Source organism: Pseudomonas sp. 22526 (assembly GCF_052044735.1).
Taxonomy (GTDB): domain Bacteria; phylum Pseudomonadota; class Gammaproteobacteria; order Pseudomonadales; family Pseudomonadaceae; genus Aquipseudomonas; species Aquipseudomonas piscium.
Genome location: NZ_JBQENK010000006.1, coordinates 298,511 through 324,884, shown reverse-complemented (window position 1 = coordinate 324,884; position 26,374 = coordinate 298,511). Strand labels below are relative to the sequence as shown.

Below are 26,374 nucleotides of genomic sequence, written 5' to 3'. Positions count from 1 at the left end.
TTTGTGAAAACTTCGTCCGGTCCAGAGTGGAAATATTTCAGGGTTTTACAGGCTCTGACAGATGGCCTGGGGCCATCAACCCGGGAAATTCCCGACCTGACGACCCACGCAGAAGTCATAGAGACCCGTCATGCCGTGCGACGGTTCAACTCGACATGAAACCGGCAGCCGTTGGGCTCCATGGTGCTGAGGCTGACGCTCCAGCCCTGGTCCTCGCAGATCCGCTGCACCAGCGACAAGCCCAGGCCCAAGCCCTCGCCGCGCTTCTCGTTGCCGCGCACGAAGGGCTCGAACATCGCCTCGCGTTTCTCCTCGGGGATGCCGACACCGCTGTCCTCGACCACAAAGCCGCGGGGCTCCAGGCTCAGGCGAATGAAGCCCTGCTCGGTGTAGTGCAGGGCATTACGCAGCAGGTTGCCCATCACCGCGTGCAGGAAGGTGGCGTTATAGCGGGTGTCCAGCGGTTGGCCGGCATCGAAGATCAGCTCCAGGCCCTTTTGCCGGATCGGTCCGCCCCACAGCCCCATCAGGTCCTCAGCCACCTGGCTCAAGCTCGCCTGGGGCGACATGCCGCCGTCTTCGCGCTGGGCGCGGGCCAGCATCAGGAAGGTCTGCACCAGCTCGCGCATCTCGCCACAGGCCCGGGCGATACGCTCGACCTGGGCCCGACCGCGCTGATCGATCGCCGGGTTTTCCAGCAACAGCTCGCAGGAGCTCGCCAGCACCATCAGCGGCGTACGCAGTTCGTGGCTGACATCGCTGGTGAACAGGCGCTCGCGGTTCAGGGCCTGGCGCAAGCGTCCCAGGGTGGCGTCGAAGGCCACCGCCAGCTCCCCTACTTCGTCGGCCGCGTAGTCCGGCGCCAACGGCGGCGCCAGCCCCAGCAGCTGGTCGCGATGCCGCACCTGGCGCGCCAGCCTCACCACCGGCGCCATGACCCGGCGCGCCAGTACCCAGCCGAGGAACACCGCCAAGGCCAGGCTCAGCACGAAGCCCACCAGCACCACCGCGAAGAGCACCCGTTCGCGCTCTTCGAAATCGCTCTGATCCTGCAGCAACACGTAGCGCCGACCGTCGACCACCTCGACCATGGCGTGGTACGACAGCTGTTCGCGGAATACCTCATGAAAGCCCGGATCCAGGTGCCGCAGATCCTTGGGCAACTCGAAGTCGCCGCGCCCGCCGCTGAAGTAAAACAGCTGGTCCGGCTCGGGACGGTGGCTCCAGTCGGAAACGTTGTCCATCAACAGCAGACGCTGAAGGTCGCCCCCCAGGCCCGCGGAAATCAGCTTCTCTTCCACCAGGTGCACCGTCGCCACGATACCCAGGGCGAAGGCTCCAGCGACCAGCGCACTCATCAGCGCAAAGGCGATGATGATCCGCTGGGAAAGGCTTTGCTTAAACTCCATCACGACCCTCGGCCAGGCGGTAACCGACACCGTGCACGGTATGCAGCAACGGTTTGCCGAACGGCTTGTCGATCACCTGGCGCAATTGGTGGACGTGGCTGCGCAGGCTGTCGCTGTCCGGGCAGTCGTCGCCCCACAGCGCTTCTTCGAGGATTTCACGGCGCAGCACGTGCGGGCTCTTCTGCATCAGTACCGCCAGCAACTTGAGCCCGACCGGGTTGAGCTTGAGCAGGCGCCCTTCGCGGGTGACCTCCAGGGTATCGAGGTCATAACTCAGGTCGCCGACCTGCAGGGCCCGGCGCCCGCCGCCCTGGGTGCGACGCATGACGGCCTCGACCCGCGCGGCCAGCTCGGACAAGGCGAAAGGCTTGACCAAATAATCGTCGGCCCCGGACTTGAAGCCTTGCAGGCGATCGTCCAGTTGATCGCGGGCAGTGAGCATGATCACCGGCGTATCGCGGCGGGCATCTTCGCGCAGGCGCTTGCACAGGGTGTAGCCATCAATGCCCGGCAGCATGATGTCGAGCACTATCAGGTCGTAATGTTCGGTGGCGGCCAGGTGCAGGCCCGACAGACCGTCCTGGGCACAGTCCACGGTGTAGCCTTTAAGCCCCAGGTAGTCGGCCAGGTTGGCCAGAATATCGCGGTTGTCTTCAACCAGTAGAATTCGCATGGGCACTCTCTCCGCACACAGTTACGGCCGTCTTGGCTCGCGCAGCTTAAGGCCAAGTGTGGCTGACGGCTAGGGTTGTTCAATCCCCCGTGGCGAATGCCGCCGCAGGGTTTCTGGGCCTTGACGAGTTTTTCACCCAGGGTTCACAAACTCACGACAAGGGCCGCTCCAGACTCCGCGGGAACCCGCGACCGCAACGCTTCCCTCGAAGGACTTTCCATGGCTCCGACCCTTGCCCGCCCCGCCTCCAGAGCGCTGAACTGGTGGATCTGCCTGGGCGTTCCCGCCCTGGCTGCCGTCAGCTTGCTGCTGCTTGAACTGACCTCCCTGGACATGGACCTGGCCCAGTACTTTTATGACCCCGCCGCTGGCGGTTTCATCGGCGGCCACAGTTATTTCCTGGAAAATATCCTGCATGACCGGGCCAAGCAGGTGGTTATCGTCTTTTCGGTGCTGGCCATTGCCGGCTTCATCGGCGCCTTCTTCGTCCAGCGCCTCAAACCGTTCAAGCGCGAACTGGGCTGCCTGGTGCTGTCCCTGGGCCTGGCCACTGCGTTCGTCACCCCGGTCAAGGCGGTCACCGCTGTGCAGTGTCCGTGGAGCCTGAAGGAGTTCGGCGGCAAGGAAACCTACAGCGAACTGCTCAGCCCCCGGCCTGCGACCGACAAGCCCGGTCGCTGCTGGCCAGGCGGCCATGCCGCCACCGGCTTCACTTTGTTCGCGCTGTTTTTTGTCCTGCGTGATCGCCGCCCGCTCCTGGCGCGCAAGGCGCTAGTGTTCGCCTTTGCCCTCGGCACGCTGTTCTCGGTCGGCCGCATGCTGCAGGGCGCGCACTTCTTCTCCCACAACGTCTGGACCGCGATCTTCTGCTGGCTGATCTGCCTGGGAGCCTACTACTTCATTCTCTATCGGCCGGCGGGCAAGGCTGAGCCTACGCTGGAGACGGAAGCGGTCAAGGTTTGAGATCTTTTCGCGAGCAAGCTCGCTCCTACAAGGAATGCGTGGTTCTGTGTAGGANCGATAGCGACCGCCCAGGCAGTCAAAGATCCCGCCCATAAAAAAGCCCCGCCGGCTTTCGCCGGCGGGGCTTTTTCGTACAGGGGTAAGGCTGGCTTACATCATGCCGCCCATGCCACCCATGCCGCCCATGTCTGGCATGCCGCCAGCTGCAGGCTTGTCTTCAGCGATTTCAGCAACAGCCGCTTCGGTGGTCAGGATCAGACCGCCGATGGAGGATGCCGCTTGCAGCGCCGAACGGGTCACCTTGGTTGGGTCCAAGATGCCCATTTCGATCATGTCGCCGTATTCGCCGGAAGCAGCGTTGTAACCGAAGTTACCTGCGCCCTGCTTGACCTTGTCGACCACTACGCTTGGTTCGTCGCCGGAGTTGGCAACGATCTGGCGCAGAGGAGCTTCGACAGCGCGACGCAGAACAGCGATACCCACGTCCTGATCGGCGTTGTCGCCTTTCAGGCCGCTGATCGATTGCAGAGCACGGATCAGGGCTACGCCACCGCCAGGTACCACGCCTTCTTCAACGGCCGCACGAGTAGCGTGCAGGGCGTCTTCAACGCGGGCTTTCTTCTCTTTCATTTCAACTTCGGAACCGGCGCCAACCTTGATCACCGCAACGCCGCCGGACAGCTTGGCCAGACGCTCTTGCAGTTTTTCACGGTCGTAGTCGGACGAAGTGTCGGCCACTTGTTGACGGATCTGGGTCACACGAGCCTGGATGTCCGCTTCAACGCCAGCACCGTCGATGATGGTGGTGTTTTCTTTGGACAGGATCACGCGCTTGGCGTTACCCAGGTGCTCCAGGGTGGTGCTTTCCAGGCTCAGGCCGATCTCTTCGGAGATAACGGTACCGCCGGTCAGGACGGCGATGTCCTGCAGCATGGCCTTGCGACGGTCGCCGAAGCCCGGTGCCTTGACGGCAGCGACTTTGACGATGCCACGCATGTTGTTCACAACCAGAGTCGCCAGGGCTTCGCCTTCAACGTCTTCAGCCACGATCAGCAGTGGGCGGCCGGCTTTGGCAACGGCTTCCAGCACTGGCAGCATTTCGCGGATGTTGGAGATCTTCTTGTCCACCAGCAGGATCAGCGGGCCGTCCAGCTCGGCGACCATGGTGTCCGGCTTGTTGATGAAGTAAGGGGACAGGTAGCCACGGTCGAACTGCATGCCTTCAACGACAGACAGTTCGTTTTCCAGGCCCGAGCCTTCTTCAACGGTGATCACGCCTTCTTTACCGACTTTTTCCATGGCTTCGGCAATGATGTCGCCGATGGAGTTGTCAGAGTTGGCGGAGATGGTGCCGACCTGAGCGATGGCCTTGGAATCGGCGCATGGCTTGGACAGACCTTTGAGCTCTTTGACGATGGCGATGGTCGCCTTGTCGATGCCGCGTTTCAGGTCCATCGGGTTCATGCCGGCAGCGACGGCTTTCAGGCCTTCGTTGACGATCGACTGAGCCAGTACGGTAGCGGTGGTGGTACCGTCGCCGGCGTCATCGTTGGCACGGGAGGCAACGTCTTTTACCAGCTGCGCACCCATGTTTTCGAAGCGATCTTTCAGCTCGATTTCTTTGGCGACGGAAACGCCGTCCTTGGTGATGGTCGGAGCGCCGAAGCTCTTCTCGATGATCACGTTACGGCCTTTCGGGCCCAGGGTCGCTTTTACCGCGTCAGCCAGGACGTTAACGCCGGTGAGCATTTTCTTGCGGGCGGAGTCGCCGAATTTAACTTCTTTAGCAGCCATGATCGATATTCCTTAAATACTTTGTAGTAACGGGAAAATGAGCGGGTAATCAGCCTTCGATAACGGCGAGAATTTCGTTCTCAGCCATTACCAGCAGGTCTTCGCCGTCTACTTTCACAGTGTTGCTGCCGGAGTAAGGGCCGAACACAACCTTGTCACCCACTTTCACGGCCAGCGCACGTACTTCACCGTTGTCGAGGATACGACCGGTACCTACAGCGACGATTTCGCCACGGTTAGGTTTTTCAGCGGCCGAACCTGGCAGAACGATACCGCCAGCGGTTTTCGATTCTTCTTCGCTGCGACGGATGACGACGCGGTCATGCAGAGGACGAAGCTTCATTGTCGATCTCTCCTAATTATGGTTTTCAGCGGCCGGTGTCGTTACCGGCGGGTTAACAAATCCGGCGTGGCCGGTTGCGGCTCGACGAGCGAGACGCGGAAGTCTGTCTGGTGTCGCCACCAGAAACCTTGCGGTGACCGATACATGTGGGCGCATATGCTTATTACAAGGGCTGCCCAGTGAAATTTTTTAGATTTTCAGCCGGGCAAAACGAACACGGCACCCGAAGGTGCCGTGTCGATCATTGAGAGACTCAGGAATCGCGGTGTTCGAACTCGCCTTCGATCACATTCGGCTCGCGCCCCAGGGGGCGCTGCGGCGCGGGTCCGCCACGGGCGGCCTGCATGTCGTCGGCAAAGGCGCGCTGACGAATGGCCTGTTCTTCGGCACGCTGGCGCATCTTGTTGGCCAGCAGGCGACGGGTGATCGGCAACAGCATGAACAGGCCGAATACGTCGCTGATGAAGCCAGGCAGGATCAACAGGCCACCTGCAAGGGCCAGCATCAGACCTTCGAGCATGGTCTGGGCCGGCAGCTCGCCGCGGTTCAGGCTTTCACGGGCACGCAATGCCGTGGCCAGCCCCGCGACGCGCAGGACCAGCACACCCAGCATCGAGCCCAGGATGATCAGCAGCAACGCCGGGAAAAACCCGATCGCACCGCTGACTTTGACGAATACGAACAGCTCTAGCACCGGGAACAGCAGAAAGAGCAACAGAAAAGGGCGCATCAAATGGTTTCCTCTACGGAAGAATGCCTTCCAGTAGACCCTAGATGACGTCGGCAATTCGTGAATTCAAGCCTCGGCCCCGGCATTTTTCGGCCATTGCTCGGCGTGAGCCAGAAAAACCAAGGCCTCGCGCACTTGTGTCGGCGTATTACAAGGGCTTGGGAACGGCAGCCAGTACAACCCCTGGCCGATCCGCAGGTGCATGCCTTCGGTATCGATGCCGGCCAGCTGCGCCGCGGCAGTTTTCGGCAACCCGGCCAGGTCCACGTAATGGGCGATCGCCTTGGCGTGATCGCTGTTCATGTGTTCGACCATGCTCAATTCGGCCTTGCCGGCGAACGGATTGGCCAGGGTCACCTGGTCGATCCAGTGGATAGCGCCAAAGCCGCCGATGTAGCGATGACGTACCGGCTTGAGCAGCCAGAAATCGAAATCGTGGGCCTTGTGGTAGTTCTGCGACTCCGGGAAATACCGGTAGTAGCGCTCGGCGGCCGCCTCGATCGCCGCGGCGTCCTCAAGCTTTTCGGCTTCGGCCAGATAGGTCAGGCGTCCCACCGCCTGGACGTCCTCGGCTTCGCGCTCGCCCACCAGCAGCGAACACTTGGGATCCTTCTGCAGGTTATGGGTGTGCTGGGCAATGCGGCTGATCAGGATCAGTGGCCGCCCCTGCTCGTCCAGACAATAAGGAACCACCGAGCCGAAGGGAAAACCCGGCATGGCCTTGGAGTGCGTCGACAGCACGCCACGGTATTCCTTGAGCAGTAATTCTCGTGCATGCTTCGCAGCTTCAACGCTCAATTTATGACTCCTTATATAGAATCCGTCGAAAACGGACGGGCGTCTGGAGCAAAGTTCCAGCGACGCCATCGGGGCAATTCTCAATCTGCAGCCAGGCCATGCCCGACGCACAAGAGAGGCGCCTTAACGGACACCACTCCAGTTCTGCTATCGGAGCATGCGAATGCAACTCAATGACAAAGTAATCATTATCACCGGCGGTTGCCAGGGTCTGGGCCGCTCCATGGCGGAGTATTTCGCCAGTAAAGGCGCCAGGCTGGCACTGGTCGACCTGAACCAGGAAAAACTCGACCAGGCCGTTGCCGCCTGCCAGGCCGCGGGGGTCGAGGCCCGCGCCTACCTGTGCAACGTCGCCAACGAAGAACAGGTGGAACACATGGTCGCCCAGGTTGCCGAGGACTTCGGCGCCATTCACGGCCTGATCAACAACGCCGGCATCCTGCGCGACGGCCTGCTGCTCAAGGTCAAGGACGGCGAGATGACCAAGATAAGCCTGGCCCAATGGCAGTCGGTGATCGACGTCAACCTGACCGGCGTGTTCCTCTGCACTCGCGAAGTCGCGGCGAAGATGATCGAGCTGAAAACCAGCGGCGCGATCATCAACATCTCGTCGATCTCCCGTGCCGGCAATATCGGCCAGACCAACTACTCCGCCGCCAAGGCCGGGGTCGCCGCGGCGACCGTGACCTGGGCCAAGGAACTGGCGCGCTACAACATCCGCGTGGCCGGCATCGCCCCGGGTTTCATCGAAACCGAAATGACCCTGGGCATGAAACCCGAGGCCCTGGAGAAAATGACCTCCGGCATCCCGCTCAAGCGCATGGGCAAGCCGGAAGAAATCGCTCACTCGGCGGCCTATATCTTCGAGAACGACTACTACACCGGCCGGATCCTCGAACTGGACGGCGGCCTGCGGGTCTGAACCCGGCTCCTAAAGAGGCGCCCATAAAAAAGCCCGGTGCAGTGCACCGGGCTTTTTTGTTTGCCCAACCGACTCAGTCGTCGCTGACGGTAATGTTCGGCATCGCCGGTGCCGCGGCTTCCTGCAACACGATGCGCGCGCCGACATGGCGGGCCAGTTCCTGATAGACCATGGCGATCTGGCTTTCCGGCTCGGCGATCACGGTCGGCTTGCCGCCATCGGCCTGCTCGCGAATCAGCATCGACAGCGGCAGCGAGGCCAGCAGTTCGACTCCGTACTGGGTCGCCAGCTTCTCGCCACCGCCCTCGCCGAACAGATGCTCGGCGTGGCCGCAGTTGGAGCAGATGTGCACGGCCATGTTTTCCACCACGCCCAGCACCGGGATGTTGACCTTGCGGAACATCTCCACGCCCTTGCGCGCGTCCAGCAACGCCAGGTCCTGCGGGGTGGTGACGATGACCGCACCGGCCACCGGGACCTTCTGCGCCAGGGTCAGCTGGATATCGCCGGTACCCGGCGGCATGTCGATCACCAGATAGTCCAGGTCGCCCCAGGCGGTCTGGGTCACCAGTTGCAACAGGGCGCCGGAGACCATCGGCCCGCGCCAGACCATCGGCGTGTTGTCATCGGTCAGGAAGGCCATGGACATGACCTCGACCCCGTGGGACTTGATCGGCACGAACCATTTCTGGTCCTTGACCTGCGGCCGGGTACCCTCGGCAATGCCGAACATGATGCCCTGGCTCGGGCCATAGATATCCGCATCGAGAATCCCCACCTTGGCGCCTTCGCGGGCCAACGCCAGGGCCAGGTTGGCCGCGGTGGTGGACTTGCCCACGCCGCCCTTGCCGGAGGCCACCGCCACCACGTTCTTGACGTTGGCCAGGCCCGGGACCTGCGCCTGGGCCTTGTGCGCGGCGATCACGCTGGTGACATTGACGCGAGCGATGACCACGCCGTCCATGTTTTCGATGGCCAGCTTCAGCAACTGGGCCCAGCCGCTCTTGAACAGACCGGCGGCATAACCGATCTCCAGTTCGACACGCACCTCATCGCCCTGGATGTCGATGGAACGGACACAACCGGCGCTGACCGGGTCCTGGTTCAGGTAGGGGTCGGTGTATTGGCGAAGAACGGCTTCCACCGCTGCGCGATTGACGGCGCTCATGGGCAACTCCGATAACAAGACGGGAAAATCAGGCGGCTATCCTACCTGTTCCGTGGCGTGGGCGGGATGCCAAAACATCATATAGCACGCCCGCCGATGGCTACGACGGCCGTGGAAAACCGGGCTCACGGGGTGAAATATATTTCTCGGCGCTTTATAGTGGCCGACCTCCGTTTCATCAAGTAGCCGAGCCCCATGTCCGAGCCACGCAAGATCCTCGTCACCAGCGCCCTGCCCTATGCCAATGGTTCCATCCACCTTGGCCATATGCTTGAGTACATCCAGACCGATATGTGGGTGCGCTTCCAGAAGCATCGCGGCAATCAATGCATCTATGTCTGCGCGGACGACGCTCACGGCTCGGCCATCATGCTGCGCGCGGAAAAGGAAGGCATCACCCCGGAACAACTGATCGCCAATGTCCAGGCCGAACACAGCGCCGACTTTGCCGACTTCCTGGTGGACTTCGACAATTTCCACTCGACCCACGCCGAAGAAAACCGTGAGCTGTCGAGCCAGATCTACCTGAAGCTGCGCGACGCCGGGCACATCGCCACGCGCTCGATCACTCAGTATTTCGACCCGGAAAAACAAATGTTCCTGGCCGACCGCTTCATCAAGGGCACCTGCCCGAAATGCGGCACCGAGGACCAGTACGGCGACAACTGCGAAAAATGCGGCGCCACCTACGCGCCGACCGACCTGAAGGATCCGAAGTCGGCGATCTCCGGCGCCACCCCGGTGCTCAAGGACTCCCAGCACTTCTTCTTCAAGCTGCCGGACTTCCAGCAGATGCTGCAGGAGTGGACCCGCAGCGGCACCCTGCAGGACGCCGTGGCGAACAAGATCGCCGAATGGCTGGATGTCGGCCTGCAGCAGTGGGACATCTCCCGCGATGCGCCGTATTTCGGCTTCGAGATCCCCGACGAGCCAGGCAAGTACTTCTATGTCTGGCTCGACGCGCCGATCGGCTACATGGCCAGCTTCAAGAACCTGTGCAACCGCACGCCGGAGCTGGACTTCGACGCGTTCTGGGGCAAGGACTCGACCGCCGAGCTGTACCACTTCATCGGCAAGGACATCGTCAACTTCCACGCGCTGTTCTGGCCAGCCATGCTCGAAGGCGCCGGCTACCGCAAGCCGACCGGCATCAACGTGCACGGCTACCTGACCGTCAACGGCCAGAAGATGTCCAAGTCCCGCGGCACCTTCATCAAGGCCCGGACCTACCTCGACCACCTGTCGCCGGAATACCTGCGCTACTACTACGCGGCCAAGCTGGGCCGTGGCGTCGACGACCTGGACCTGAACCTCGAGGACTTCGTGCAGAAGGTCAACTCCGACCTGGTGGGCAAGGTGGTGAACATCGCCAGCCGTTGCGCCGGCTTCATCCACAAAGGCAACGCCGGCGTGCTGGTGGACCAGAATGCCGCGCCGGAGCTGACCGAGGCCTTCCTGGCGGCTGCGCCAAGCATCGCCGATGCCTATGAGGCCCGCGACTTCGCTCGCGCCATGCGTGAAATCATGGCCCTGGCCGACCGCGCCAACGCCTGGATCGCCGACAAGGCGCCGTGGTCGCTGAACAAGCAGGAAGGCAAGCAGGATGAGGTCCAGGCCATCTGCGCCACCGGCGTCAACCTGTTCCGCCAACTGGTGATCTTCCTCAAGCCGGTGCTACCGCTGCTGGCCGCCGATGCCGAGGCGTTCCTCAATGTCGCCCCGCTGACCTGGAACGACCACCAGCACCTGCTGAGCAACCATCAGCTGAACGAATTCAAGCCGCTGATGACGCGGATCGACCCCGTGAAAGTACAAGCCATGACCGACGCCTCGAAAGAAGACCTGACCGCCAGCCAGACCGATACTGGCGCCCAGCAAGGCAATGGAGAACTGGCCAAGGATCCGCTGTCGCCGGAAATCGACTTCGACACTTTCGCCGCCGTCGACCTGCGCGTGGCCCTGATCGTCAAGGCCGAGCACGTGGAAGGCGCCGACAAGCTGCTGCGCCTGACCCTGGATATCGGTGACGAGCAACGCAATGTGTTCTCCGGGATCAAGAGCGCCTACCCGGACCCGTCCAAGCTCGACGGTCGCCTGACCATGATGATCGCCAACCTCAAGCCACGGAAAATGAAGTTCGGCATCTCCGAAGGCATGGTGATGGCGGCCGGCCCTGGCGGCGAAGAGATCTACCTGCTGAGCCCGGACAGCGGCGCCAAACCGGGCCAACGGATCAAGTAAATCCGCCCGCGGGATCGATCCCCCCGTCGCGCCGCTGCGTGGCGGGGGGATTTTCATATCTGGATGGGCCTGCGCCCTTGCCGGATAATTGCCTAGTCTTCAGGTATACGCCCGCCCTCGCCGGCCACGAACATGACCGAGATTGTCCTCACGCTTATCAGCGCTGCCCTGATCAACAACTTCGTGTTGCAGTGGCCGCTGGGCGTCGATCCGCTGTTGCAGGCCAGTGCCGAACCGCAGGTTGCGCGGCGGCGGATCCATGCCCTGGGGATCGCCACCAGTTGCCTGATGCTGCTCTGCAGCCTGCTGGGCTACGGGCTTTACCAGGCGCTGCTGGTGCCGTTGGGCCTGACCTCGCTGCAACTGTTCGTGTTCCTGCCGCTGGGCGTGCTGCTGATCGCCCCGCTGCTCAAGCTGCTGACCCGGATGTTGCCCGGGCTGCCGTTCGACGGCCTCTGGCCGCTGCTGCTGGGCAATGCCGGCGTGCTCGGCGCGTTGCTGCTGGCGGTCCAGGCCAATCGGGGAATCGCTTATAGCCTCGCCCTGGGCCTGGGCGCGGGCCTCGGTTTCTGGCTGGTGCTGAGCCTGTTCAGCGACCTGCGCCAGCGCATTATCAACAACGATGTGCCCCTGCCCTTTCGCGGCCTGCCGATCGACCTGATCAGCGCCGGCCTGATGGCCGTGGCATTTCTCGGTTTCAACGGACTGCTCAACCCATGAGTCTGATTCAACGCATCGACGCCCTGCTGCCGCAGACCCAATGCGGCAAGTGCGGCCATCCCGGATGCAAGCCCTACGCCGAAGGCATCGCCAACGGCGAGGCGATCAACAAGTGCCCGCCCGGTGGCGACGAAACCATTGCCGGCCTGGCCAGGCTGCTGAACGTCCCGGTGGTGGAGCTGGACATCAGCCGCGGCCCGGCGCCGGCCCAGCTGGCCTTTATCCGCGAAGCCGAATGCATCGGCTGCACCAAGTGCATCCAGGCCTGCCCGGTGGATGCCATAGTCGGCGCGGCCAAGCAGATGCACACGGTACTGATCGACGAATGCACCGGCTGCGATCTCTGCGTGGCACCCTGCCCGGTGGACTGCATCGAGATGCACCCGCTGCCGCTGAACAATGTGTTGCCGATCGTCGGCGGCCTGGCCACCAGCCTCGAAGAACAGCGCGCCCGGACCGCCAAACGCGATCACGCGCGCCTGCGCTTCGAGCGCCGCAACGCCCGGCTGCAACGCGAAGAACAGCACAAGCAGGCCGAACGTACCGCCCGCGCGCAACGTGCCGCGCAGCCCAGCGCAACCACCCTGAACCCAGTGCAGGCGGCCATCGAGCGAGTACGCGCGCAAAAGGCGGCCGCCGCCGATGCCGCGGTGAAAAAAGCCAAGATCGATCTGGCGATGAGCCGGGCCCAGTTGAACAAATCGCTGAAAGCCTTCGGCCATCCGCCGACCTTCGAGCAACAGTCGCAACTGATCGTCCTGCAGCGCCAGTTCGAGGCCGCCGAGCAAGCCCTCGCCCAGCTGGAAAGCGCTGCCGAAAGCCCTGTCGCTCCCGCAGCCTCACCGCCTCCTGCCAAAGACGCCGAGCTCAAACGGGCGAAAATCCAGCTGGCGATGCGCCGCGCGGAGCTGAAAAAAGCCCAGGCCAACCAGGTGCCTGCCGAACAACTGGCCAGCCTGGAGCAGGCACTGAAAAACGCAGAACAGGCCTTGCACGCGGCTGAAGAAGCCAGCGGACAACCGCCCCCCAATCTGGTGCGGGTCGAGAAGCGCCCGATCGACGCCCGCCTGCGGCAACTGAAAACCGAACTGGCTTACGCTCGGGCGCAAGTCAGCAAGCTGGAACGCCATAGCGACACCCCGCCGCCCCTGCTGGCCGAGGCCCGCGAACGACTGGCCGAAGCCGAGCGCCAGGTACAAGCCCATGACGCCCCTTGAGCAACCGGACGAGCGCCTGCAACAGGCCATGAAGCGTGTGCTTCTGGCGACCCTGCCGGGGCTGCTGGCGCTCTTCTGGCTGTTTGGCTGGGGGATTCTGATCAACCTGCTGCTGGCCTGTACCACTGCCCTTGCCGTCGAAGCCGCGGTGCTCCGATTGCGCCAGTGGCCGCTGCGTCCCTTCCTTGGCGATGGCAGCGCCCTGGTCAGCGCCACCCTGCTGGCCCTGGCGTTGCCACCGTACTGCCCGTGGTGGCTGACGGTCAGTGCGGCGGCCTGCGCCTTGCTGTTCGGCAAGCACCTGTATGGCGGCGTCGGCAAGAATCCGTTCAACCCGGCGATGCTGGGTTATGCCCTGGTGCTGGTGTCATTCCCCCAGCAGATGACTCATTGGCCAGCCTCCCATGGCCTGGACCTGCTGGGCGGCCTGCAGCAGATCTTCGGCATAGCCCTCGACAGCACGGCACCCGATGCCTGGGCCCAGGCCACGGCACTCGACAGCCTGCGCATCAACAAGAGCCTGACCATCGACGAACTGTTCGCCGGCAATGCCGCCTTCGGCCATTTCGGCGGCAAGGGCGTGGAGTGGGTCAACCTGGCCTTTCTCGCCGGTGGCGCCTTTTTGCTGCAACAACGGGTGTTCAGCTGGCACGCACCGGCCGGCATGCTCGGCAGCCTGTTCGTCATCAGCCTGCTGTGCTGGAACGGCTCCGGGTCGGACTCCCACGGCTCGCCGCTTTTCCACCTGCTGACCGGCGCGACCATGCTCGGCGCCTTTTTTATCGTCACCGAGCCGCTCTCCGGCCCCAGGTGCGCAAAGGCGCGCCTGCTGTTCGGGGTCGGGGTCGGCCTGCTGACCTACCTGATCCGAACCTGGGGCGGTTACCCGGACGGCGTCGCCTTCGCGGTACTGCTGATGAACCTCGCCGTCCCGGCCCTGGAGCGCTTGGCTACTCCAGCCCCTGAGTCTTCCCTGCCATGAATCGCGCAATGAGTCTGGGAGTATTGGTATTGCTGGCGGCTGTCGGCGCCACCGGGACTTTCTTCGTCCATCAGGCCACGGCCCCAGGCATCGAGCGCGAACAGCGCGCCATCCAGGCACGCAACCTGCTGGATATCCTGCCCGCCGACAGCTACGACAATCAGCCGCTGGATCAGCCCCTGGCCGTCGATAACATCCAACTCAGCCACAGCACCCTGCTCGCCGGTTATCGCGCCACCCGCAACGGCCAGCCCAGTGCCGTACTGCTACGCAGCCAGGTCAGCGGTTACGGCGGCCCGATCGAGCTGCTGATCGGCATCGCCGCCAACGGCAAACTATTGGGCAGCAAGGCCCTCAAACATTCGGAAACCCCCGGGCTGGGCGCACGCATCGCCGAGCGCCCCAATGCCTGGCTGCAGGGTTTTATCGGCAAGTCGCTGGGCAACCCGGGCGACGCCGGCTGGGCACTGAAAAAGGACAATGGCCAATTCGACCAGATGGCCGGAGCCACCATCACCTCCCGGGCCGTGGTCGAGGGGATTCACGACAGCCTGCGTTACTTCGACGAGCACCGCGAACAACTGCTGGGAAGTCCCGCCCATGAATAAATCCTCGACCCTGCAGAACGCCCTGATGCTGGCGCCGCTGATCGGCGCCAGCGACTCACTGGTCAAGGCCCTGGGCCTGGCCCTGGTATTTCTCTGCGTGAGCGCGGTGTTCGGCCTGTGCATGAACGCCCTGCGCCCGCGTCTGGCTGGTCAGGGCCGCCTGGGCGCCAGTATCCTGCTCAGTGCCACGCTCACCAGTTGTGCCATGCTGGCCGCGCAAGCCTGGGCCTTCGAACTGCAACAACAATTGGCCCTCTACCTGGGCCTGATTGCCGTGCAATGCGTCGTGCTGGAGTACCAGGACTTTTTCCAGCGCCCCGTGCGCTTGCGTTTCGCCGGCCTGTTCTGCCTGCTGCTGATTATCCTGGGCGCACTGCGCGAAGCCTTCGGCAGTGGCACCATCGGCAATCATCTGCAATGGCTGCTGGGGATGAACGATGTCGACTGGCCAGGCTGGGTTCTGACCTCAGGGGGCGGCTTGCACCTGCTGACGCTCGCCCCTGGCGGTTTTATCCTGTTGGGACTGCTGCTGGCTGCCAGGCAGGCCTGGACTGCTGCTTCGACCTCACACCGACCGTCTTCAAGGAAATGACTCACCCATGAATGCTGCAAAACGCCTGGAAATTTTCCGCAGGCTGCACGAAGACAATCCGGAACCGAAAACCGAACTGGCCTACTCGTCGCCCTTCGAGCTGCTGATTGCCGTGATTCTCTCGGCCCAGTCCACCGATGTCGGGGTCAACAAGGCGACGGCCAAGCTCTTCCCCGTGGCCAATACCCCGGCCGCTATCTACGCCCTGGGCGTCGAAGGCCTGTCCGAGTACATCAAGACCATCGGCCTGTACAACAGCAAGGCGAAAAACGTGATCGAGACCTGCCGCCTGCTGGTGGAACGGCACAACAGCGAAGTCCCGCAGACCCGGGAAGAGCTCGAAGCCCTGCCAGGCGTCGGCAGGAAGACCGCCAACGTGGTGCTCAATACCGCCTTCCGCCAACTGACCATGGCCGTCGATACGCACATCTTCCGGGTCAGCAACCGCACGGGACTGGCGCCGGGAAAAAATGTCGTGGAAGTCGAACAGAAACTGATGAAGTTCGTGCCCAAGGAGTATCTCCTCGACTCCCATCACTGGCTGATTCTCCATGGCCGCTACGTCTGTCTGGCCCGCAAGCCGCGCTGTGGAAGCTGCCGGATCGAGGATCTGTGCGAATACAAGCACAAGACCTCTGACGATTGAGCAATTATTGATTTTGATGATAGGTCGATTGAAAAAATCTTTTTTACCAGTCCCGAGAATATCGATATAAGGAGCGCCAATGGCAGTCTTAGCCTGGAGTTAACCTTATGAGTACTGGTAAAGAACAACTGGACGTAGAAGACGACTTCACCCCTGTTGAAACAGAAGATGCGGAGCCTGTGGTAGAGGTAGCCAAGACCAACTTGAGCAAGCGTCGGACCATCGACAACCTTCTGGAAGAGCGGCGCTTGCAAAAGCAACTGGCCGATTACGACTTTGATCTTTAGTAACAAAAAGCCTCCTTTTACGGAGGCTTTTTTGTTACACCAGCTAACACTCCAAGTCGGCTTTTCAAACCAGGCCATGCGCGGCCGATGGATCCAACATCGCCGACAGCCTGGCAAGCCCATAACGCAATGAAGGCTCGCAAAAACCGCTGTTTTTCCCTCGCATGCCTTGTTGTAGCCCCTCAACCTTCATACCAGCTGATGGCGCTTGGCAAACTCGATCAGGTCCACCAGCGAGCGGGCGTTGAGTTTTCCCAACAGCCGCCTTTTGTAGGTGCTCACCGTTTTACTGCTCAAACACAGGCCCTCGGCAATTTCCTTGTTGGTCTGCCCACCGGCGAGTTGCTTCAGGACCATCAGCTCCCGACCGGACAGGCTGGACAACATCCCCTCCTCGCTGGCGATGCCCAGGCTCGAGCGCAGGGTATGCAAGGCTTCATTGGGAAAATAACTGTAGCCGGCCAGGACCGCCCTGACGGCGCTGATCAATTCAGTGATGTCCTGCTGCTTGCACACGTAACCCGCCGCGCCGGCCTGCATGCAACGCATGGAGAAAGGGCCAGGTACTTGCAGGCTCAATACCAGCACTTTGGTCGACATGGCTTTTGACGAAAGTCTGGCGATAACTTCCAGGCCATCGAGTTTGGGAATACCAATATCAAGAATAAGGATGTCTGGAACATGTTCATAAGACAGTTTCAGGGCATCCATGCCATTGTCCGCCTCGGCAACTACTTCAAAGCCGTGCCGCTCCATCAGCATGCGCACAGCCAGACGAGTGACGGGATGATCATCTACGATCAAAACTTTCTTCATGGGTAAGTCCAGAGTCCGCTATTGGTTTTTCAAGCAAACACCATAACCCAGTCATTTGGCCCGTGGCATGGCCGCGCCCCGAGCCAGCATCGCCCAGAGAAGTTCCTTACAAACAATACGGATTTGCCCTACAAGGAAAATTTGAACGCCGTTCCTTATATATAACCAACTCCGAACTTCCTACACTTTGTATTGAAAAGAACAGACTGAAAGATAGTCGAGAGCCCATTGAAACAATGACCAGTGGCAACTTTAGTCATGGCCTTCAGATACCCGCCTGATCGATTAAATCACCAGGCATAAAAAAGCCCCGCTCATGGCGGGGCTCTTTTAAAACGACTCAAAGCATCAGGACAGAGTCCGACCCTTGTTGGCCGCAATACGCATGCGCAGGGCATTGAGCTTGATGAAGCCAGCCGCATCCGCCTGGTTGTAGGCGCCGCCGTCTTCTTCGAAGGTCGCGATGTTGGCATCGAACAGCGACTCATCGGACTTGCGACCGGTGACGATCACATTGCCCTTGTACAGCTTCAGGCGAACCACGCCGTTCACGTGGGCCTGGGAGACGTCGATCATCTGTTGCAGCATCAGACGCTCAGGGCTCCACCAGTAGCCGGTGTAGATCAGGCTGGCATACTTGGGCATCAGCTCGTCTTTCAGGTGAGCCACTTCGCGATCCAGGGTGATCGATTCGATCGCCCGGTGAGCGCGCAGCATGATGGTGCCGCCAGGGGTTTCGTAGCAGCCGCGGGACTTCATGCCGACATAGCGGTTTTCCACGATGTCCAGACGACCGATGCCGTTTTCACCGCCAATGCGGTTCAGGGTCGCCAGCACGGTGGCCGGGGTCATCTCGACGCCGTCGATGGCCACGATGTCGCCGTTGCGGTAGGTCAGCTCGATGTAGGTCGGGGTGTTGGGAGCCTTCTCCGGGGAGACGGTCCAGCGCCACATGTCTTCTTCGTGCTCGGTCCAGGTGTCTTCCAGCACGCCGCCTTCATAGGAGATGTGCAGCAGGTTGGCATCCATCGAGTACGGGGATTTCTTCTTGCCGTGACGCTCGATCGGGATCGCGTGCTTCTCGGCGTAATCCATCAGCTTCTCGCGGGACAGCAGGTCCCACTCGCGCCAAGGAGCTATCACTTTCACCCCTGGTTTCAAGGCATAGGCGCCCAGCTCGAAACGAACCTGGTCGTTGCCCTTGCCGGTAGCGCCGTGGGAAATGGCGTCGGCGCCGGTTTCGTTGGCGATCTCGATCAGGCGCTTGGCGATCAACGGACGAGCGATGGAGGTACCCAGCAGGTACTCACCTTCGTAAACGGTGTTGGCGCGGAACATCGGGAAAACGAAATCGCGGACGAACTCTTCGCGCAGATCGTCGATGTAGATCTCTTTCACGCCCATGGCTTGCGCCTTGGCACGTGCAGGTTCGACCTCTTCGCCCTGACCCAGATCAGCGGTGAACGTCACCACTTCACAGTTATAAGTATCCTGCAGCCACTTGAGGATCACCGAAGTGTCCAGGCCGCCGGAATACGCCAGAACGACCTTGTTTACGTCCGCCATGCCATCACTCCACGGGGTTCTACGGAAAGCCATCAAGTCTACCGATCAACGCGGATAATTTACAGAGGCGCGACAGCTTATGACGACGAAGCGACAGATTATGTCGAGCGGGCGACGACGACAGCCGTTTCAGGAAGTCGCCGCGGCGTTGGCGGGAGCAGCAGCCTGGGGCGCCGGTTTTTCCGCGACCGGGACACGTTGCAGCTGTACGTTGACCCGACGGTTCTTCGCCCGGTTCGCCGCGTTGGTGTTGGGCGCCAAGGGGTAGCGTTCACCGTGGAAACGCATTTCGATCTGCGATTCGGGAATACCGTTGGCCTTGAAGAACTCCATCACCGCCAGCGCCCGGCGCCGCGACAGGTCACGGTTGGTCAAGCGATTGCCGCTGTTGTCCGAGTGGCCGTCGAGCTGGATGTGATTGACCGTCGGATCGGCCTTGAGGAACTCCAGCATCACCTGCAGCCTGGCCTTGGCCTTGGCGTCCAGATCGATACCGCCCCCGGGGAAGCCGACCTCGGATTGCCGGACCTGGTCGAAGTTCTTCGGCAGCAGCTTGGCGACACAGCGCTGGTAGTCGCCATAGGCCTTGTTGAACTTGACCGGCAACAAGCGCACCTCGGACACCCCGCCCTCGCGGGAATAGTGGCGGACCACCGGGCTGCGGCCATCCATCAGCCCGCCGATCAGCCGCCCGGCCTGCAGTTGCGAGCTGTTGAACAGCACATCGCCACTGCCGAGCCGCACCGACCCCAGGTTGATGTCGCCCCGCCCTGGCTGCCACGGCGCGGCCGCCGCCAGCAGCGTGGCCGAACCGCCACCGAGCATCGGGTTGTAGGCCTTGAGGCGGAAGGTCGCCTGCTCGCCGGCACGGCGCACGAACTCCCCGGAACCGAAATCGGTGATCGGCTGGCTCAGACGGCACTCGAATTTATCGCCTTCGACCGTCCACTCAATGCTCTCCAGACGGGTCTGGAAAGTCAGCGCCATCGCGGGAAGACTGGCGAACACACTGAGCAAGGCTAGATAACGCTGGCGCACGGGAGGCTCCACTGACTTGTACATCACGAAAATCGAAATGCCTGTTTAGGGCATACCTCCGGGATATCGGAAGCTTCACGCAAAACTTGATAGCGAGTGCCTGGAAGAGTCTTTTCCGGTAGCATTCACCGGAGTTTGACCCGCCTGGAATCCCCAATGTCCGACCGCCTGACCCTGCTGCGTCCCGACGACTGGCATATTCATCTTCGCGATGGTGCCGTGTTGACCAATACTGTCGCGGATGTCGCGCGCACCTTTGGCCGCGCCATCATCATGCCTAACCTGGTACCTCCAGTGCGCAACGCCGCTGAAGCCGACGCCTATCGCCAGCGCATTCTCGCTGCGCGGCCGGCCGGCAGCCGCTTCGAGCCGCTGATGGTGCTCTACCTTACCGATCGCACCCAGCCCGAAGAAATTCGCGCGGCCAAGGCCAGTGGTTTCGTCCATGCCGCCAAGCTCTACCCGGCCGGTGCGACCACCAACTCGGACTCGGGCGTCACCAGCATCGACAAGATCTTCCCGGCGCTGGAGGCCATGGCCGAAGTCGGCCTGCCGCTGCTGGTCCACGGCGAAGTCACCCGCAGTGAAGTCGACGTGTTCGACCGCGAGAAGCAGTTCATCGACGAGCACATGCGCCGCGTCGTCGAGCGCTTCCCGACGCTCAAGGTGGTGTTCGAACACATCACCACCCGTGATGCCGTGCAGTTCGTCAACGAGGCCTCGGCCAACGTCGGCGCGACCATCACCGCCCATCACTTGCTGTACAACCGCAACCACATGCTGGTCGGCGGCATTCGCCCGCACTTCTATTGCCTGCCGATTCTCAAGCGCAACCTGCATCAGGAAGCGCTGCTCGACGCCGCCACCAGCGGCAGCCAGAAGTTCTTCCTCGGCACCGACTCCGCGCCTCACGCCCAGCACGCCAAAGAAGCGGCCTGCGGCTGTGCCGGCTGCTACACCGCCTATGCCGCGATCGAGCTGTACACCGAAGCCTTCGAACAGCGCAACGCGCTGGACAAGCTGGAAGCCTTCGCCAGCCTCAACGGCCCGCGCTTCTACGGCCTGCCGGCCAACACCGATCGCATCACCCTGGTTCGTGAAGAATGGACCGCCCCTGCCAGCCTGCCTTTCGGCGAGCTGACCGTCATCCCGCTGCGCGCCGGTGAAAAACTGCGCTGGCGCCTGCTGGAGGAACACGCGTGAGTGAAGACCATTTCGACGACGAGCAGGACGGTCACAACGGTGGTGGCTCGCGTCATCCAATGGCGGCACGCTTTCGTGGTTACCTGCCGGTAGTCGTCGACGTTGAAACCGGTGGTTTCAACTCGGCCACCGACGCCTTGCTGGAAATTGCCGCGACCATCATCGGCATGGACGAAAAGGGCTTCGTGTTCCCCGAGCACACCCTGTTTTTCCGCGTAGAACCTTTCGAAGGCGCCAACATCGAAGCCGCGGCGCTGGAGTTCACCGGGATCAAGCTCGACCATCCGCTGCGCATGGCCGTCAGTGAAGAAACCGCGCTGAACGATATCTTCCGCAGCGTGCGCAAGGCGCTGAAAGCCAACGGCTGCAAACGCGCGATCCTGGTCGGGCACAACAGCAGCTTCGACCTGGGCTTCCTCAATGCGGCTGTCGCGCGCCTGGACATGAAGCGCAACCCGTTTCACCCGTTCTCCAGCTTCGACACCGCGACGCTTGCCGGCCTGGCCTACGGCCAAACCGTTCTGGCCAAGGCGTGCCAGGCTGCCGACATCGACTTCGATGGCCGTGAGGCGCATTCCGCGCGCTACGACACCGAGAAGACCGCCGACCTGTTCTGCGGCATCGTCAATCGCTGGAAGGAAATGGGCGGCTGGGAAGACTTCAACGACTGATACCGTCGCTGATCGACCGCGCATAAAAAAACCGGCCCTGAGGCCGGTTTTTTTATGCGTGAAGCGCGGCTTACAGCTTGCCGGCGTTCTCGCTCAGGTAAGCAGCAACGCCTTCTGGCGAAGCGGTCATACCCTTGTCGCCCTTCTTCCAGTTGGCCGGGCAGACTTCGCCGTGCTCTTCGTGGAACTGCAGAGCGTCGACCAGACGGATCAGCTCTTCCATGTTACGGCCCAGTGGCAGGTCGTTGACGATCTGCGAACGAACGACGCCTTTGTCGTCGATCAGGAACGCGCCACGGAAAGCCACGCCGCCTTCGGACTCAACGTCGTAGGCCTTGGCGATGTCGTGCTTCATGTCGGCAGCCATGATGTACTGAACCTGACCGATGCCGCCGGCATTGATCGGGGTGTTGCGCCAAGCGTTGTGGGTGAAGTGCGAGTCGATCGAAACAGCGATCACTTCAACGTTGCGTGCCTTGAAGTCAGCCATGCGGTGGTCCAGGGCGATCAGCTCGGACGGGCAGACGAAGGTGAAGTCCAGCGGGTAGAAGAACACCAGGCCGTATTTGCCTTTGATGGCCGAGGACAGGGTGAAGCTGTCGACGATTTCGCCATTGCCGAGAACGGCCGGAACGGTGAAGTCAGGGGCTTGCTTACCTACGAGTACGCTCATTGGATATCTCCTGGAGTGATCGAATAGAAGAATGAGATCCAGCCTAGTCTGCCGCCGCCAAGCGACAGCCCTGTGACTCGATCCCGCTTCGTAAGGACCGCACATCATACACCGCGTTTTTGAGCTGTCCTTAGTGGTTTTTCCATCCCCCGGGTTCAGGCGGCAAAAAAGCAGCATCTGCCGGACAACTCGCAACTCATGGTAGAAAAAACCGTTCGTCTGCCAGATGCGTATCTTCCGTAAAGCCCCAGGAAACCACTTTGACAATCATTCTCGTTAACATTAAGATCCGTCGCATTGAGCCATAACCAGCGACGGTTCTCACCTTATGTATGTCTGCCTCTGCACTGGCGTCACCGACGGACAAATCCGCGATGCAATCTACGACGGTTGCTGCAGCTATCGTGAAGTACGCCAAGCGACCGGCGTTGCCAGTCAATGTGGCAAATGTGCCTGCCTCGCCAAGCAGGTGGTACGTGAAACCCTGACCGAGTTGCAAAGCAGCCAGCCAGCGATTCCTTACCCAGTAGAATTTAATGTTGCGTAATTAACGCCATTTAAAAGAGCCGGACTTCGTGTCCGGTTTTTTTATGCCTGTAATTCAATCGCTTAGCGTCAAAACGCGGAACACAAACATTCTTATTCCGATTAATTTTCATATATTATTCAATAACTTAGGTTTGACACTAATCATCGTGCGGCTCAGACTCTGCCTTATACACCGCTAATTACAGGGCAGGACCCCATCATGAAAGGCGACATCACAGTCATCCAGCATCTCAACAAGATCCTTGCCAATGAACTGGTCGCGATCAATCAGTACTTCCTGCACGCTCGCATGTATGAAGACTGGGGCCTGAACAAGCTGGGCAAGCACGAATACCACGAGTCCATCGACGAGATGAAGCATGCGGACAAGCTGATCAAGCGCATCCTCTTCCTCGAAGGCCTGCCAAACGTCCAGGACCTGGGCAAACTGCACATCGGCGAACACACCAAGGAAATGCTCGAGTGCGACCTGCGCATCGAGCGTACCGGCCATGCCGACCTGAAGGCCGCCATCGCCCATTGCGAATCGGTTGGCGACTTCGGTAGCCGCGAGCTGCTGGAAGACATCCTGGAATCGGAAGAAGAACATATCGACTGGCTGGAAACCCAACTGGGCCTGATCGATAAAGTCGGCCTGGAAAACTACCTACAATCGCAGATGGGCGACGAGTAACTTCTCTCAAGGTTCAGCCCATAAAAAAGCCCCGCCTCTCTCACGAGGGCGGGGCTTTTTATTGCGTGGAAAAATCCACACAACTGGCAGGAGCGAACATGTCGCTCCTGCACGAGGCGAATCAGGCTTCGCTCTTGGCAGCCGCTTTTTCAGCAGCGGCCTTGATCAGGGTCTGCAACTCACCATTGGCGAACATCTCAGCCATGATGTCGCTGCCGCCGACCAGTTCGCCGGCTACCCACAGTTGCGGGAAAGTCGGCCAGTTGGCGTATTTAGGCAGGTTGGCGCGGATTTCCGGGTTCTGCAGGATGTCCACGTAAGCGAACTTCTCACCACAACCCATCACGGCCTGAGCGGCTTTCGCGGAGAAGCCGCACTGCGGGGCATTCGGCGAGCCTTTCATGTAAAGCAGAATGGTGTTGTTGGCAATCTGCTCTTTAATAGTTTCGATGATATCCATGGAGCACCTCGGCTGAACTTTCCGACTCTGTTGTCGACACGGTGGCGCATTGTAACGGAAAGCCGAGCGCCATGCTCGGCCTCTCCGACAGACTCCTCAGGCCGCCTCCACCTTCACCGGCACGCCATTGAGCGCCGCGTTGCCCGATAGCTCGTCCAGCTGACGCTCGTCAGTCAGGTCATTGGCACTCGACCCCGGTTGCGCCATGGCGATGCTCATCTGCACACCCGGCCGACCATGCCCCCAGCCATGGGGCAGGCTGACCACCCCGGGCATCATCTCGCTGCTGGCCAGGACTTCCACTTCGATCGCCCCGACCCGCGAACTGACCCGCACGCGCTGCCCGTCAGCCAGCCCGCGCTGGGCCAGATCATCGGGGTTCATCAGCAACTGGTGCCGTGGCTTGCCCTTCACCAACCGATGGTAGTTGTGCATCCACGAATTATTGCTGCGTACATGGCGCCGGCCGATCATCAGCAGTTCATCGGCCGCCGGGGCCTGCAACGCGGCAAAACGCTTGAGGTCCGCCATGATCGGTGCGGGAGCGGCCTGTACCCGGCGGTTCTCGGTTTTCAGGCGCTCCGCCAGATTGGGCTTGAGCGGCCCCAGGTCGATCCCGTGGGGATAATCGGCCAGAGCCGCCACCGACAAGTTGAATTCGGACGCCTCGCCATAGCGCCCCGCTCGCAACCCTCTATCGATCATCTGCGCCGGCGGCACGGTCGGCTTGAGCTCCTTGCCGGTCCGCGCAGCGAAGGCCCTGGCCAGGCCAACGAAGATTTCCCAGTCATGCAGCGCGCCTTCCGGCTTGGGCAGGATCGCCCGGTTGAAGCGGCTGACATTGCGCACCGCGAACATATTGAAGGTGGTGTCGTAGTGATCGTTCTCCAGGGCCGAGGTCGATGGCAGGATCAGGTCGGCATAACGGGTGGTTTCGTTGATGTACAAATCGATGCTGACCATGAACTCCAGACCATCCAGCGCCTGCTCCAGCTGCCGCCCATTGGGGGTGGAGAGCACCGGATTACCAGCCACAGTGATCAGCGCCCGCACCTGCCCGTCCCCTTCGGTCAGCATCTCTTCGGCCAAGGCCGAGACCGGCAGTTCGCCGCCATATTCGGGGCGCCCGGAAACCCGGCTTTGCCAGGCATTGAAGTGCCCACCCGAAGTCGCCGCCACCAGATCCACCGCCGGCTCGGTGCACAGGGCGCCGCCAACCCGATCCAGGTTGCCGGTCACCAGGTTGAGCAGCTGCACCAGCCAATGACAGAGGGTGCCGAACGACTGGGTAGACACACCCATCCGGCCATAACACACAGCCCTGTCCGCTGCGGCGAAGTCCCGCGCCAACTGGCGGATCTGCTGCGCCGGCACCGAGCACAAAGGGCTCATGGCTTCGGCACTGAAACGGGAAATCGCCTCACGCACCTCGGCCAGGCCATCCACCAGCAGATGGCTGTCGTGCGTCATCCCTTCCGCGAAGATCGTATGCAGCATGCCGAACAGCAGTGCCACATCCCCGCCGGGACGGACAAACACATGCTGGTCGGCCATGGCCGCCGTCTCGCTGCGCCGTGGATCGACCACCAGCACTTTGCCACCGCGCCCCTGGATCGCCTTCAGGCGCTTCTCCACATCCGGCACGGTCATGATGCTGCCGTTGGACGCCAGCGGATTGCCGCCCAGAATCAGCATGAAATCGGTGTTATCGATATCCGGGATCGGCAGCAGCAGCCCGTGGCCGTACATCAGGTAGCTGCTCAGGTGCTGCGGCAACTGGTCCACCGAGGTGGCGGAAAAGCGGTTCTGGGTTTTCAGCAGGCCGAGAAAATAGTTGCTGTGGGTCATCAACCCATAGTTGTGCACGCTGGGATTGCCCTGATAGACCGCCACCGCATTATTGCCATGCCGCTCCTGGATCGCCGCCAGGCGCTCGGCCACCAGCTTGAAGGCCTCGTCCCACTCGATCGCCTGCCAATCGCTACCGACCCTGCGCATGGGCTGGCGCAGCCGATCAGGGTCGTTCTGGATGTCTTGCAGCGCCACCGCCTTGGGGCAGATATGGCCGCGGCTGAAGCTGTCCTGGGCATCGCCCTTGATCGAGGTGATCTGCGGGCCGGCACCCTCGACTTCGGTGGTTTCGATGGTCAGGCCGCAGATGGCTTCACACAGGTGGCAGGCACGGTGATGGAGAGTCTTGGTCATGGCCAGTCTCTATTTTATTCGGGGCAGCCAGCGTCAGGCCGCGGGAACAAAACTATGGTGCCAGACCGGTATCAGTGCCAGAGACGTTCGTCTTGTGAATCGGCGGGCATCAAGCCGGCCGATGGCTCAGTTGGAGGGCAGCCTCGGAGGGTCGTCCTGTCGGGCGATCGGCGTCATGCCGTCCATCGGCGTCTCGCTGCCCTGCACCCCGCTGAATTCGGCAAGCAGCCGCCAATGCTCATCGAGATTGCTGCTGATGGTCATCATGCGATCGATCATCTGCCGCGCGGCGTTGCGCGTGGTGCTGTCTTCGCTGCGCAGCAACTCGAAGGACATCGAGGTGATCGATGCCGTCAGGTCGGTCAGGGTTCGCGTCGTCATCCCCAACAGTGTCTTCAGTTGCTGTTCTTTCGAGTCCATTCCAAGC

28 protein-coding genes are annotated in these 26,374 nt (G+C 61.3%); 14 read left to right on the top strand and 14 right to left on the bottom strand.

All coding sequences use genetic code 11. The features are described from left to right. Positions 1-128 precede the first annotated feature (128 nt). Complete coding sequence (locus ACTJKT_RS12045; RefSeq protein ID WP_025805986.1) at positions 129-1,409, bottom strand: sensor histidine kinase; 1,281 nt, start codon at positions 1,407-1,409, stop codon at positions 129-131. Then, the gene (colR, locus tag ACTJKT_RS12040) at positions 1,399-2,082 is read right to left on the bottom strand and encodes a two-component system response regulator ColR (protein WP_009050537.1); all 684 of its coding nucleotides are present in this window, start codon (positions 2,080-2,082) and stop codon (positions 1,399-1,401) included. The genes ACTJKT_RS12045 and colR overlap by 11 nt, the downstream gene beginning before the upstream one ends. 219 nt (positions 2,083-2,301) lie before the next feature. Here colR and ACTJKT_RS12035 point away from each other — a divergent pair, with 219 nt between their 5' ends. Continuing rightward, on the top strand, positions 2,302-3,045 hold the full coding sequence (locus ACTJKT_RS12035; RefSeq protein ID WP_440787220.1) for a phosphatase PAP2 family protein: 744 nt from the start codon (positions 2,302-2,304) through the stop codon (positions 3,043-3,045). Positions 3,046-3,195: 150 nt separating this feature from the next. On the opposite strand, the gene groL is transcribed toward ACTJKT_RS12035, so the two are convergent. The 4 genes from groL to ACTJKT_RS12015 form a co-directional block, all read right to left on the bottom strand. Then, a complete protein-coding gene (gene groL, locus ACTJKT_RS12030) occupies positions 3,196-4,839 on the bottom strand; it encodes a chaperonin GroEL (RefSeq protein ID WP_097304859.1) in 1,644 nt (547 codons plus the stop codon). 49 nt (positions 4,840-4,888) lie between these two features. Next, complete coding sequence (locus ACTJKT_RS12025) at positions 4,889-5,182, bottom strand: co-chaperone GroES (protein ID WP_009050540.1); 294 nt, start codon at positions 5,180-5,182, stop codon at positions 4,889-4,891. 253 nt (positions 5,183-5,435) lie between these two features. Next, positions 5,436-5,912 carry an FxsA family protein gene (locus ACTJKT_RS12020; RefSeq protein WP_007932702.1) on the bottom strand — a complete coding sequence of 159 codons (477 nt, stop codon included), beginning with the start codon at positions 5,910-5,912 and terminating at the stop codon, positions 5,436-5,438. Positions 5,913-5,978: 66 nt separating this feature from the next. Beyond that, the gene (locus ACTJKT_RS12015; protein ID WP_063432818.1) at positions 5,979-6,710 is read right to left on the bottom strand and encodes a HugZ family pyridoxamine 5'-phosphate oxidase; all 732 of its coding nucleotides are present in this window, start codon (positions 6,708-6,710) and stop codon (positions 5,979-5,981) included. Between the two features lie 163 nt (positions 6,711-6,873). Between ACTJKT_RS12015 and ACTJKT_RS12010 the strand changes: the two genes are divergently transcribed. Then, complete coding sequence (locus ACTJKT_RS12010) at positions 6,874-7,632, top strand: SDR family oxidoreductase (protein WP_440787219.1); 759 nt, start codon at positions 6,874-6,876, stop codon at positions 7,630-7,632. A 73-nt stretch (positions 7,633-7,705) separates the two neighbouring features. On the opposite strand, the gene apbC is transcribed toward ACTJKT_RS12010, so the two are convergent. Beyond that, positions 7,706-8,800, bottom strand: a complete 1,095-nt coding sequence (gene apbC / locus ACTJKT_RS12005) for an iron-sulfur cluster carrier protein ApbC (protein WP_440787218.1) — start codon at positions 8,798-8,800, stop codon at positions 7,706-7,708. Positions 8,801-8,995: 195 nt separating this feature from the next. On the opposite strand from apbC, the gene metG reads away from it, so the two are divergent. The 8 genes from metG (at position 8,996) to ACTJKT_RS11965 (ending at position 16,093) form a co-directional block, all read left to right on the top strand. Beyond that, positions 8,996-11,041: a methionine--tRNA ligase gene (metG, locus tag ACTJKT_RS12000; RefSeq protein WP_440787217.1), complete on the top strand. Its 2,046-nt coding sequence runs from the start codon at positions 8,996-8,998 to the stop codon at positions 11,039-11,041. A 132-nt stretch (positions 11,042-11,173) separates the two neighbouring features. After that, positions 11,174-11,761, top strand: a complete 588-nt coding sequence (locus tag ACTJKT_RS11995; protein WP_440787216.1) for an Rnf-Nqr domain containing protein — start codon at positions 11,174-11,176, stop codon at positions 11,759-11,761. Then, on the top strand, positions 11,758-12,978 hold the full coding sequence (rsxB, locus tag ACTJKT_RS11990) for an electron transport complex subunit RsxB (protein ID WP_440787215.1): 1,221 nt from the start codon (positions 11,758-11,760) through the stop codon (positions 12,976-12,978). Before ACTJKT_RS11995 ends, rsxB begins: the two co-directional genes overlap by 4 nt. Beyond that, positions 12,965-13,960, top strand: a complete 996-nt coding sequence (locus ACTJKT_RS11985) for an RnfABCDGE type electron transport complex subunit D (RefSeq protein ID WP_440787214.1) — start codon at positions 12,965-12,967, stop codon at positions 13,958-13,960. The genes rsxB and ACTJKT_RS11985 overlap by 14 nt, the downstream gene beginning before the upstream one ends. Further along, positions 13,957-14,568 carry an RnfABCDGE type electron transport complex subunit G gene (locus tag ACTJKT_RS11980; RefSeq protein ID WP_440787213.1) on the top strand — a complete coding sequence of 204 codons (612 nt, stop codon included), beginning with the start codon at positions 13,957-13,959 and terminating at the stop codon, positions 14,566-14,568. Before ACTJKT_RS11985 ends, ACTJKT_RS11980 begins: the two co-directional genes overlap by 4 nt. Continuing rightward, positions 14,561-15,160 carry an Rnf-Nqr domain containing protein gene (locus tag ACTJKT_RS11975; RefSeq protein WP_440787212.1) on the top strand — a complete coding sequence of 200 codons (600 nt, stop codon included), beginning with the start codon at positions 14,561-14,563 and terminating at the stop codon, positions 15,158-15,160. Before ACTJKT_RS11980 ends, ACTJKT_RS11975 begins: the two co-directional genes overlap by 8 nt. Before the next feature lie 7 nt (positions 15,161-15,167). Next, positions 15,168-15,806: an endonuclease III gene (gene nth / locus ACTJKT_RS11970; protein ID WP_025806001.1), complete on the top strand. Its 639-nt coding sequence runs from the start codon at positions 15,168-15,170 to the stop codon at positions 15,804-15,806. A gap of 107 nt (positions 15,807-15,913) precedes the next feature. After that, complete coding sequence (locus ACTJKT_RS11965) at positions 15,914-16,093, top strand: PA3496 family putative envelope integrity protein (protein ID WP_007922443.1); 180 nt, start codon at positions 15,914-15,916, stop codon at positions 16,091-16,093. Between the two features lie 189 nt (positions 16,094-16,282). On the opposite strand, the gene ACTJKT_RS11960 is transcribed toward ACTJKT_RS11965, so the two are convergent. The 3 genes from ACTJKT_RS11960 to ACTJKT_RS11950 all read right to left on the bottom strand — a co-directional run bounded on the left by ACTJKT_RS11960 (position 16,283) and on the right by ACTJKT_RS11950 (position 19,513). After that, on the bottom strand, positions 16,283-16,909 hold the full coding sequence (locus tag ACTJKT_RS11960; protein ID WP_007922442.1) for a response regulator transcription factor: 627 nt from the start codon (positions 16,907-16,909) through the stop codon (positions 16,283-16,285). A gap of 348 nt (positions 16,910-17,257) precedes the next feature. After that, a complete protein-coding gene (locus ACTJKT_RS11955) occupies positions 17,258-18,475 on the bottom strand; it encodes an argininosuccinate synthase (RefSeq protein WP_440787211.1) in 1,218 nt (405 codons plus the stop codon). Between the two features lie 129 nt (positions 18,476-18,604). After that, positions 18,605-19,513, bottom strand: a complete 909-nt coding sequence (locus ACTJKT_RS11950; RefSeq protein ID WP_440787210.1) for a flagellar protein MotY — start codon at positions 19,511-19,513, stop codon at positions 18,605-18,607. 156 nt (positions 19,514-19,669) lie between these two features. Here ACTJKT_RS11950 and pyrC point away from each other — a divergent pair, with 156 nt between their 5' ends. Then, on the top strand, positions 19,670-20,716 hold the full coding sequence (pyrC, locus tag ACTJKT_RS11945) for a dihydroorotase (protein WP_440787209.1): 1,047 nt from the start codon (positions 19,670-19,672) through the stop codon (positions 20,714-20,716). After that, positions 20,713-21,387, top strand: a complete 675-nt coding sequence (gene rnt, locus ACTJKT_RS11940; protein WP_009050553.1) for a ribonuclease T — start codon at positions 20,713-20,715, stop codon at positions 21,385-21,387. Before pyrC ends, rnt begins: the two co-directional genes overlap by 4 nt. Before the next feature lie 70 nt (positions 21,388-21,457). On the opposite strand, the gene ACTJKT_RS11935 is transcribed toward rnt, so the two are convergent. Further along, a complete protein-coding gene (locus ACTJKT_RS11935) occupies positions 21,458-22,060 on the bottom strand; it encodes a peroxiredoxin (protein ID WP_007922432.1) in 603 nt (200 codons plus the stop codon). Positions 22,061-22,388: 328 nt separating this feature from the next. On the opposite strand from ACTJKT_RS11935, the gene ACTJKT_RS11930 reads away from it, so the two are divergent. After that, on the top strand, positions 22,389-22,607 hold the full coding sequence (locus ACTJKT_RS11930; protein WP_007922430.1) for a bacterioferritin-associated ferredoxin: 219 nt from the start codon (positions 22,389-22,391) through the stop codon (positions 22,605-22,607). A gap of 201 nt (positions 22,608-22,808) precedes the next feature. Next, positions 22,809-23,282 (top strand): bacterioferritin, encoded by a 474-nt coding sequence (gene bfr / locus ACTJKT_RS11925; protein ID WP_009050554.1) that lies wholly within the window; start codon positions 22,809-22,811, stop codon positions 23,280-23,282. 121 nt (positions 23,283-23,403) lie between these two features. Here the strand turns inward: bfr and grxD are convergent, their stop codons facing one another. The 3 genes from grxD to ACTJKT_RS11910 form a co-directional block, all read right to left on the bottom strand. Continuing rightward, positions 23,404-23,742, bottom strand: coding sequence for a Grx4 family monothiol glutaredoxin (gene grxD / locus ACTJKT_RS11920; protein WP_440787208.1), 339 nt, complete (start codon positions 23,740-23,742; stop codon positions 23,404-23,406). A gap of 96 nt (positions 23,743-23,838) precedes the next feature. Further along, positions 23,839-25,947, bottom strand: coding sequence for a molybdopterin oxidoreductase family protein (locus ACTJKT_RS11915; RefSeq protein WP_440787207.1), 2,109 nt, complete (start codon positions 25,945-25,947; stop codon positions 23,839-23,841). A 126-nt stretch (positions 25,948-26,073) separates the two neighbouring features. Further along, positions 26,074-26,367, bottom strand: coding sequence for a hypothetical protein (locus ACTJKT_RS11910; protein ID WP_440787233.1), 294 nt, complete (start codon positions 26,365-26,367; stop codon positions 26,074-26,076). Positions 26,368-26,374: the final 7 nt, after the last annotated feature.

Bases quoted from the DNA above. Each gene is read 5' to 3' on its own strand.
- nth (WP_025806001.1), top strand. From the start codon at position 15,168: ATGAATGCTGCAAAACGCCTGGAAATTTTCCGCAGGCTGCACGAAGAC.
- ACTJKT_RS12025 (WP_009050540.1), bottom strand. From the start codon at position 5,182: ATGAAGCTTCGTCCTCTGCATGACCGCGTCGTCATCCGTCGCAGCGAA.
- ACTJKT_RS12045 (WP_025805986.1), bottom strand. From the start codon at position 1,409: ATGGAGTTTAAGCAAAGCCTTTCCCAGCGGATCATCATCGCCTTTGCG.
- ACTJKT_RS11935 (WP_007922432.1), bottom strand. From the start codon at position 22,060: ATGAGCGTACTCGTAGGTAAGCAAGCCCCTGACTTCACCGTTCCGGCC.
- rsxB (WP_440787215.1), top strand. From the start codon at position 11,758: ATGAGTCTGATTCAACGCATCGACGCCCTGCTGCCGCAGACCCAATGC.
- ACTJKT_RS11930 (WP_007922430.1), top strand. From the start codon at position 22,389: ATGTATGTCTGCCTCTGCACTGGCGTCACCGACGGACAAATCCGCGAT.
- metG (WP_440787217.1), top strand. From the start codon at position 8,996: ATGTCCGAGCCACGCAAGATCCTCGTCACCAGCGCCCTGCCCTATGCC.
- pyrC (WP_440787209.1), top strand. From the start codon at position 19,670: ATGTCCGACCGCCTGACCCTGCTGCGTCCCGACGACTGGCATATTCAT.
- colR (WP_009050537.1), bottom strand. From the start codon at position 2,082: ATGCGAATTCTACTGGTTGAAGACAACCGCGATATTCTGGCCAACCTG.
- groL (WP_097304859.1), bottom strand. From the start codon at position 4,839: ATGGCTGCTAAAGAAGTTAAATTCGGCGACTCCGCCCGCAAGAAAATG.
- ACTJKT_RS11960 (WP_007922442.1), bottom strand. From the start codon at position 16,909: ATGAAGAAAGTTTTGATCGTAGATGATCATCCCGTCACTCGTCTGGCT.
- ACTJKT_RS12010 (WP_440787219.1), top strand. From the start codon at position 6,874: ATGCAACTCAATGACAAAGTAATCATTATCACCGGCGGTTGCCAGGGT.
- grxD (WP_440787208.1), bottom strand. From the start codon at position 23,742: ATGGATATCATCGAAACTATTAAAGAGCAGATTGCCAACAACACCATT.
- apbC (WP_440787218.1), bottom strand. From the start codon at position 8,800: ATGAGCGCCGTCAATCGCGCAGCGGTGGAAGCCGTTCTTCGCCAATAC.
- ACTJKT_RS12020 (WP_007932702.1), bottom strand. From the start codon at position 5,912: ATGCGCCCTTTTCTGTTGCTCTTTCTGCTGTTCCCGGTGCTAGAGCTG.
- ACTJKT_RS11995 (WP_440787216.1), top strand. From the start codon at position 11,174: ATGACCGAGATTGTCCTCACGCTTATCAGCGCTGCCCTGATCAACAAC.
- ACTJKT_RS11980 (WP_440787213.1), top strand. From the start codon at position 13,957: ATGAATCGCGCAATGAGTCTGGGAGTATTGGTATTGCTGGCGGCTGTC.
- ACTJKT_RS11915 (WP_440787207.1), bottom strand. From the start codon at position 25,947: ATGACCAAGACTCTCCATCACCGTGCCTGCCACCTGTGTGAAGCCATC.
- ACTJKT_RS12035 (WP_440787220.1), top strand. From the start codon at position 2,302: ATGGCTCCGACCCTTGCCCGCCCCGCCTCCAGAGCGCTGAACTGGTGG.
- ACTJKT_RS11955 (WP_440787211.1), bottom strand. From the start codon at position 18,475: ATGGCGGACGTAAACAAGGTCGTTCTGGCGTATTCCGGCGGCCTGGAC.
- ACTJKT_RS11965 (WP_007922443.1), top strand. From the start codon at position 15,914: ATGAGTACTGGTAAAGAACAACTGGACGTAGAAGACGACTTCACCCCT.
- ACTJKT_RS11975 (WP_440787212.1), top strand. From the start codon at position 14,561: ATGAATAAATCCTCGACCCTGCAGAACGCCCTGATGCTGGCGCCGCTG.
- ACTJKT_RS11910 (WP_440787233.1), bottom strand. From the start codon at position 26,367: ATGGACTCGAAAGAACAGCAACTGAAGACACTGTTGGGGATGACGACG.
- ACTJKT_RS11985 (WP_440787214.1), top strand. From the start codon at position 12,965: ATGACGCCCCTTGAGCAACCGGACGAGCGCCTGCAACAGGCCATGAAG.
- bfr (WP_009050554.1), top strand. From the start codon at position 22,809: ATGAAAGGCGACATCACAGTCATCCAGCATCTCAACAAGATCCTTGCC.